The 6,923-nt window shown below is 66.8% G+C and carries 8 protein-coding genes; 1 reads left to right on the top strand and 7 read right to left on the bottom strand.

Features of this window, described 5'->3' with window-relative positions; translation table 11 throughout:
* Positions 1-69: 69 nt before the first annotated feature.
* From BRAS3809_RS21505 to BRAS3809_RS21480, 6 genes are all read right to left on the bottom strand, one after another.
* Entirely contained in the window at positions 70-393 is a 324-nt protein-coding gene (locus BRAS3809_RS21505; protein ID WP_008964139.1) for a hypothetical protein, read from the bottom strand.
* Between the two features lie 165 nt (positions 394-558).
* Positions 559-747 carry a hypothetical protein gene (locus tag BRAS3809_RS21500; RefSeq protein WP_008964137.1) on the bottom strand — a complete coding sequence of 63 codons (189 nt, stop codon included), beginning with the start codon at positions 745-747 and terminating at the stop codon, positions 559-561.
* Positions 748-789: 42 nt separating this feature from the next.
* The gene (locus BRAS3809_RS21495) at positions 790-1,023 is read right to left on the bottom strand and encodes a type II toxin-antitoxin system HicB family antitoxin (protein ID WP_008964136.1); all 234 of its coding nucleotides are present in this window, start codon (positions 1,021-1,023) and stop codon (positions 790-792) included.
* The gene (locus BRAS3809_RS36725; RefSeq protein WP_008964135.1) at positions 1,020-1,616 is read right to left on the bottom strand and encodes a hypothetical protein; all 597 of its coding nucleotides are present in this window, start codon (positions 1,614-1,616) and stop codon (positions 1,020-1,022) included. Before BRAS3809_RS36725 ends, BRAS3809_RS21495 begins: the two co-directional genes overlap by 4 nt.
* 173 nt (positions 1,617-1,789) lie before the next feature.
* The gene (locus BRAS3809_RS36720; RefSeq protein WP_008964134.1) at positions 1,790-2,245 is read right to left on the bottom strand and encodes a hypothetical protein; all 456 of its coding nucleotides are present in this window, start codon (positions 2,243-2,245) and stop codon (positions 1,790-1,792) included.
* Positions 2,246-2,554: 309 nt separating this feature from the next.
* Positions 2,555-3,484 carry a hydrogen peroxide-inducible genes activator gene (locus BRAS3809_RS21480; protein ID WP_008964133.1) on the bottom strand — a complete coding sequence of 310 codons (930 nt, stop codon included), beginning with the start codon at positions 3,482-3,484 and terminating at the stop codon, positions 2,555-2,557.
* A gap of 237 nt (positions 3,485-3,721) precedes the next feature.
* On the opposite strand from BRAS3809_RS21480, the gene katG reads away from it, so the two are divergent.
* Positions 3,722-5,902 (top strand): catalase/peroxidase HPI, encoded by a 2,181-nt coding sequence (katG, locus tag BRAS3809_RS21475; protein ID WP_008964132.1) that lies wholly within the window; start codon positions 3,722-3,724, stop codon positions 5,900-5,902.
* 233 nt (positions 5,903-6,135) lie between these two features.
* Here the strand turns inward: katG and BRAS3809_RS21470 are convergent, their stop codons facing one another.
* The gene (locus tag BRAS3809_RS21470; RefSeq protein ID WP_063824015.1) at positions 6,136-6,903 is read right to left on the bottom strand and encodes a lytic murein transglycosylase; all 768 of its coding nucleotides are present in this window, start codon (positions 6,901-6,903) and stop codon (positions 6,136-6,138) included.
* Positions 6,904-6,923: the final 20 nt, after the last annotated feature.

Raw genomic sequence — 6,923 nt, 5'->3', positions numbered from 1 at the left:
GCGAGCATCAAAGCATAAATTCTAAAAATTAGCAATATATTTTTATTTTATCGAACTCAACGACTGTCGTCAGCCGGTCTGCGGGTGACCCGCCCTGTCCCTCAGGATCTCGCGCGCCGCGACCGCGATGCGCCGGCACAGCGACAGCGCGGTCTCTCGTTCCCTAACATGAAAGATCTCGTCGCTGATCAGGCGGTCGTCGAGCCAGGCGCGAAAGGCCTGCTCGCTGTCGGGGGTGAACGTGCCTTCCTCATAGATGAAGCCGCAAAGCGGGCCCTCGATCACGTAGTCGGAATCATCGGGATGCTGCGACGGCCGCGCGCATTGCGCCCAGATACGGCCGGTCTCGTCGACGAAGGCGAGAACGCCGTCGTCGCGCTGTTCTAATCGCATCTTCAAATTTCCCACGCAGTTAGATAGAAGCGAACTCTCTCCGCGTCATTGCGAGCCACCCGGTCCGCGCGACGCGCGGCCGGATGGCTCGCAATGACGGAGGAGAGATCGTGGATGTTGCTGCCAAACTCGCGGCGGGAGGAAAGGTGACCTGGGATCGCGCTCCTATCCCGGACACTTGATCTCCTTGTAGACGGCGTCCGCAAACGCCTTGATGCCGGTGTTGATGCGCAAGGGCGAGGTCAGCGTCTGGTAGGTGACGATGCCGCGGGTGATCGACAGCACCTTGTAGCTCTCGGCGATCCTCGTCTTGTAGCATTTGCCGGCCTGGATGGCGTCCTCTGTCAGCGGCATAGTCTCTCCCCTTGCTCAGGCATCGGCCCGTTCAATCATGCGTCACGCGGACGGCACCGCGACCCGGCCCGTGCCAGGGACCGGCGGCGCGCGATCGACGGCCTTGAGCGCGTCGAGCGCGGCAAACAGCGCCTGCCGTCCGTCGGCGACGGCCTGCCTCGTCGTCTCCCCGACCCCGACGACTCCGGGACAATCGGGAAAGGTGACGACGAAGCCGCCGCCGTCGTCGGCGCCGAGCTCGCTCACCTCATATTGATAGGCGTCGACATCGCTCATCGCGCGGCCTCATCCATGCCGTCGATCATGGCCACGAAAGCCCTGATGTGCGGCGGCCGGATCTTCGCGGCGAGCGGAATGGTCACGCAATGCGGCACCGAGGGGTGCAGGAAGACCTCGTGCGTGCCGGTGATCTTGCGAAACTTCATCGCGTATTGCGAGGCGATGATCTCGAGATCGACCGGCTTCCAGTCGCCGCGTGGATTGGCGCGCAGCGCTTCGAGGCGCTGATTGTGCGTCCGGCCGTGTCGGCTTTCCGACATCCGGCCGGGAGCCGACGCGGCATTGTCGGTCATGACGCGGTCGTCCGGCGTCACCAGGCGAACAAAGGCGGCAATGAACTCGCCGACGGTGTCGTTGCGATGCGCGAGCCGCCAGTTCTGCGACAGCACGAGCTTCGTGCCGCTGCGGGCGCTGTGAAGGGCAGCGAGCTCGTCCATCATGGTCAGGACCCTGACGGCGCTGAGATTATACGGTTCCTGGGTGAACTTGCGCGTGAGGTCGATGCGCTCCTTGCGCAGGCGGGCGTTGCTCGCCAGCCAATCGACTGTCGTTTCGAGCCAGAACGCCTCCGTGGTCGCGGTCTCGGACATGGACGGTTCTCCGCGGGCGCGCCCTCGACGCAGAGCCGCCGCGGAGATCGATACAAGAGCCATGCCATGGCCAGGACAGACACGGACGCTCAACCGACGCGCCGCCGGCCCGGCAGGTCAGCCGCCTGCGCGATGGCTCGCGCAGACGCCTCTCCTGTCTGGATCAGCAGCGCTCACCACACCGGGCCGCCCCACAGTCCGCCGCCCCAGCCGCCATAGTAACGGCGCGCGTAATAGGGACGGCCGTAGTACGGCGCGTAGCCGATACCGACATAGCCGTAAGGATATCCGCCGCCGTAGTAGTAAGGATCCTCGTCATAGTAATAGGGCGTGGTCGCCGCCGCGATGCCGGCGCCGAGCAGCGCGCCGGCCGCCAGCGCGCCGCCGCCCCAACCCCAGCCGCCGCCACGCCAACCACCCCCGCGCCAGCCGCCGTGCCAGCCGCCACCATGCCAGCCGCCGCCGAAACCGCGGCCGCCCCAGCGCACCTGCACGGTGTCGAGCGGCACGGCCTCGGGCTTGGCGGCAGCCGAGAGCGCCGTCATGGGAGCAGACATCGCCGGCGCGTTCGCACCGGCCAGCAGCGCCCCCGAGAGGGCCACCGCCGCCACGTAGTTCAAGCTTCGCATCACCAGGACTCCTTGACTGAGATCATCACGCATGGCGGCTCCCGATGCGGATCGGGCGCCACCGTCCGCCGCGACGGCGACGGCTTGGAGCACGTGAGTTGCTCGACGCTTTGAACCGCCAGTTCGCGCGCGCGTTCCACGCAAAAGCGCCAGACGTGGCATGAACATTGGCGCTGTTTCCAGGTCCCTTTCGGCACGGCCGTTTAGCTCCCCTCCCCCTTGCGGGGAGGGGAGCGCACCGCGGTCGCGGCGGGCGCCTGAAGCCCGACTGGGATGAAATGATGGGCTTCAGCCGGATTTACTCGATGCTCAGCCGCGCCGCTTGCGGCCCTGCCCCGCCGCGCCCTGCTTGCGCAGGCTTTCCGCCGCGCCGCCGACGATCTCGGAGATCTGCAGCAGCTGCTTGGCGAGCGGGCTGGTCTTGCGCCAGACCATGCCGATGGTGCGCTGGGGCTGCGGCTCGGCGAAGCGCGCCAGCGACACCGACGCCGAGCGCGTCTCGACGGCGACCGCCATCTCCGGGATCAGCGTCACCCCCATGCCGGCGCCGACCATCTGCACCAGGGTCGACAGCGACGAGGCATCGAGCATCTCGCGCGGCGCCTGCATCTGGCAGAACGACAGCGCCTGGTCGCGGAAGCAGTGGCCCTCCTCAAGCAGCAACAGCCGCATCTCGCGCAGGCTCTCGCTGCTCGGCACGTCTGCGCCTTCATATTCGGGCGGTCGCACCAGCAGGAAGTTCTCCGCGAACAACGCGACCTCGGTCAGCGACGGCTCCGAGACCGGCAGCGCCACGATCGCGGCATCGAGCCGGCCCTCGACCAGTTCCTCGATCAGCTTCGGCGTCTTGGATTCGCGGACATGAATGTCGATCTCGGGATGCTTGCGGGTGAGATCGCCGATCACTTTCGGGAGAAGATAGGGCGCGACCGTCGGGATCATGCCGAGCCGCAGCCGGCCGGTGAGCGTGTCGCGCGAGGCGCGGGCGAAATCGCCGAGCTCGTCGACGGAACGCAGGATCTCGCGGACCCGCGCGGCGAGCTGCTCGCCGAACCGCGTCAGCACCACCTGCCGCGCATTGCGCTCCAGCAGAACGCCGCCGAGCGCGTCCTCCATCTCCTTGATCTGCATCGACAGCGCCGGCTGCGAGATCGCGCAGGCCTCCGCGGCGCGGCCGAAATGGCCGAGACGCGCCAGCGCATCGAAATAGCGAAGCTGCCGCATCGTGAGATGGATCATCAGATTAGCTTATCGACGATGGCCGCGAAGTCAATTTTACCACTTGATCGCTCGCGCAATTTGGAGATGTGGCGATGCCGTGCCGCGCCTTCGGCGCTGGTGGCGCGTCAAACCATATTCATCAGATAATCTTATCGTTACGATCATCAATCTCAATTTCCCCTGATCGAAGTAGCCGCGTAGGGTCCCGCCACCCCGCCCCCAGGGGAACAATGCCGTTCAGGTCAGGAGGCAAACATGGATGACGTCAGCAAGTGCCCGTTTTCGGGCGGCTTGAAGGGATTCAAGAACAAGGACTGGTGGCCGAACCAGCTCGATCTGTCGGTGCTGCATCAGCATTCGAACCTGTCCGACCCGCTCGGTGAGGCGTTCGATTATGCCAAGGAATTCAAGAGCCTCGATCTCGACGCGCTGGTCAAGGACCTGACCGCGCTGATGACCGATTCGCAGGACTGGTGGCCGGCCGATTTCGGCCATTACGGACCGCTGTTCATTCGCATGGCCTGGCATGCCGCCGGCACCTATCGCATCGGCGACGGCCGCGGCGGCGCCGGCACCGGTCAGCAGCGCTTCGCGCCGCTGAACAGCTGGCCTGATAACGCCAACCTCGACAAGGCCCGCCGCCTGCTGTGGCCGATCAAGCAGAAATACGGCCAGAAGATCTCCTGGGCCGATTTGTTCGTGCTGACCGGCAACGTCGCGCTGGAGTCGATGGGCTTCAAGACCTTCGGCTTCGGCGGCGGCCGCGCCGACACCTGGGAGCCGGAGCAGGACATCTATTGGGGTCCCGAGGGCAAGTGGCTCGCCGACGAGCGCTACAGCGGCGATCGCGAGCTCGCCGGCTCCCTGGCCGCCGTGCAGATGGGCCTGATCTACGTCAACCCGGAAGGCCCGAACGGCAAGCCGGATCCGCTCGCCGCGGCGCGCGACATCCGCGAGACCTTCGCCCGCATGGCGATGAACGACGAGGAGACGGTGGCGCTGATCGCCGGCGGTCACACCTTCGGCAAGACCCATGGCGCCGGCGATGCGTCGCTGGTCGGTGCGGAGCCGGAAGGCGCCGACATCGCGCAGCAGGGCCTCGGCTGGGCCAGCAAGCATGCGTCGGGCAAGGCCGGTGACACCATCACCTCCGGCCTCGAGGTGATCTGGACGCAGACGCCGACCAAGTGGAGCAACAACTTCTTCGAAAACCTGTTCGGCTTCGAATGGGAGCTGACGAAGAGCCCGGCCGGCGCGCATCAGTGGACGCCGAAGGGCGGCGCCGGCGCCGGCACCGTGCCGGATGCGCACGACAAGTCCAAGCGCCACGCGCCGTCGATGCTGACCACCGACCTCGCGCTGCGCATGGATTCCGCCTACGAGAAGATCTCGCGCCGCTTCCTGGAGCACCCGGATCAGTTCGCCGACGCCTTCGCCCGCGCCTGGTTCAAGCTGACCCACCGCGACATGGGCCCGAAGGTACGCTACCTCGGCCCGCTGGTGCCGAAGGAGGACCTGATCTGGCAGGATCCGATCCCGGCTGTCGATCATCCGCTCGTCGACGACAAGGACGTCGCGGCGCTGAAGGCGAAGATCCTGGCGTCGGGTCTGTCGGTGTCGCAGCTGGTCTCGACCGCCTGGGCCTCGGCCTCGACCTTCCGCGGCTCGGACAAGCGCGGCGGCGCCAATGGCGCGCGCATTCGGCTCGCTCCGCAGAAGGACTGGGCGGTCAACAACCCGGCCGAACTCTCCAAGGTGCTCGCCAAGCTCGAGGGCATCCAGAAGGAGTTCAACGCATCGGCCACCGGCGGCAAGAAGGTCTCGCTCGCCGACCTGATCGTGCTGGCCGGCAATGCCGGCGTCGAGGCTGCCGCCAAGAAGGCCGGCGTCGAGGTGACGGTGCCGTTCGCACCGGGCCGCACCGACGCCTCGCAGGAGCAGACCGACGTCGAGTCGTTCGCAGTGCTCGAGCCGACCCATGACGGCTTCCGCAACTATCTCAGCGGCAAGCAGTGGCTGTCGGGCGAGGAGCTGCTGGTCGACAAGGCCCAGCTCTTGACCCTGACCGCGCCCGAGACGACCGTGCTGGTCGGCGGCCTGCGCGTGCTCGGCGCCAACGCCGCCGGCTCCAAGCACGGCGTGTTCACGACGCAGCCGGAAGTGCTCTCGAACGACTTCTTCGTCAACCTGCTCGACATGGGCATCGCCTGGACGCCGGTCGACCAGGGCGAGCACACCTTCGAGGGCCGCGACCGCAAGTCCGGCGCCGTGAAGTGGACCGCGACCCGCGCCGACCTGATCTTCGGCTCGCACTCGCAGCTGCGCGCGCTCGCCGAGGTCTATGCCAGCTCGGATGCCAGGCAGAAGTTCGTCAAGGACTTCGTCGCCGCCTGGACCAAGGTGATGAACCTCGACCGGTTCGAGCTGAAGGCGTAAACGGCAAGCTGACCGACTCACAAGAAGCGGTGCTTCAGTGATGAAGCGCCGCTTTCTTGTCTACACAGAGGCCTCATGGTTCGAGACGCGCCGCGAGCGGCGCTCCTCACCATGAGGAATTAGCACTTCGCCGCGAACTCAACCCTCGTCCTGAGGAGCCCGCCAAAGGCGGGCGTCTCAAAGGACCGTGAACGGCGCGCTGCCGACGACGAGCTTCGCTGCAAAGCAGCGCCTCAGCGCTCCGCGGCCGAGCCGCCGCCGTCGATCTGGCGGCCCATCAGGGCGATCGCCTTCTGGTAGACGCCGGCGGCGTTCCAGGCTTCGATGGCGGCGAAGTTCGGCTCGCCCGGCTGATAGCCGGCCCCGGCCTTCCAGCCATTGGCGCGCAGGAAGTTGGCGGTCGAGGCCAGCGCGTTGGCGGCGACGTCGAGATTGCCGACGCCATAGGCGAGGATGTTCTTCGGCATGAACTGGGTCTGCCCGACCTCGCCATGCATCGAGCCGCGGGTCGCGCCCGACAGCACGCCGCGGTCGATCAGCTTCAGCGCGGCGTAAAGCTGCTCGGTGAAGAACTCCGGACGGCGGCAGTCATAGGCGAGCGTCGCGATCGACGACAGCATGTGCTGGTTGCCGCGCTGGCTGCCGAAGCCGCTTTCCATGCCCCAGATCGCGATCAGCGGGCCCGGCGGCACGCCATAACGCTGCTCGATCGAGGCGAACATCGCCGCCTGCGACTGCTTGAGCTGGCGGCCGCGGGCGACGATCGCCGCCGCGCCGCGCTTGGCCAGGAACTGGTCGAGCGACAGCTGGAAGCTGCGCTGGCCGCGATCGGCGGCGATGGTCGCCGACGCGTAGTTGGTCTGCATCAGCGCCGACAGCGCGTTGCCGCCGATGCCCTTGGACCGCGCCTCCTCGCCGAACTCGCGCTTCCACGCCTCGAAGCCCGCGGGCGATGTGCCGCATTGCGCCGCATGGGCACCGCCGCTGAAGGCCGCGAGCAGGGTTGCGGCGGTCAGAGTAA

Source organism: Bradyrhizobium sp. STM 3809 (assembly GCF_000239795.1).
Taxonomy (GTDB): Bacteria; Pseudomonadota; Alphaproteobacteria; order Rhizobiales; family Xanthobacteraceae; genus Bradyrhizobium.
Note: the sequence above shows the minus strand (reverse complement) of the source record. Positions and strands in the feature narration are given on the sequence as shown.

Excerpts from the sequence above, each read along its gene's own strand:
- BRAS3809_RS21505 (WP_008964139.1), bottom strand. The coding sequence starts at position 393 with ATGCGATTAGAACAGCGCGACGACGGCGTTCTCGCCTTCGTCGACGAG.
- BRAS3809_RS21500 (WP_008964137.1), bottom strand. The coding sequence starts at position 747 with ATGCCGCTGACAGAGGACGCCATCCAGGCCGGCAAATGCTACAAGACG.
- BRAS3809_RS21495 (WP_008964136.1), bottom strand. The coding sequence starts at position 1,023 with ATGAGCGATGTCGACGCCTATCAATATGAGGTGAGCGAGCTCGGCGCC.
- BRAS3809_RS36725 (WP_008964135.1), bottom strand. The coding sequence starts at position 1,616 with ATGTCCGAGACCGCGACCACGGAGGCGTTCTGGCTCGAAACGACAGTC.
- BRAS3809_RS36720 (WP_008964134.1), bottom strand. The coding sequence starts at position 2,245 with ATGCGAAGCTTGAACTACGTGGCGGCGGTGGCCCTCTCGGGGGCGCTG.
- BRAS3809_RS21480 (WP_008964133.1), bottom strand. The coding sequence starts at position 3,484 with ATGATCCATCTCACGATGCGGCAGCTTCGCTATTTCGATGCGCTGGCG.
- katG (WP_008964132.1), top strand. The coding sequence starts at position 3,722 with ATGGATGACGTCAGCAAGTGCCCGTTTTCGGGCGGCTTGAAGGGATTC.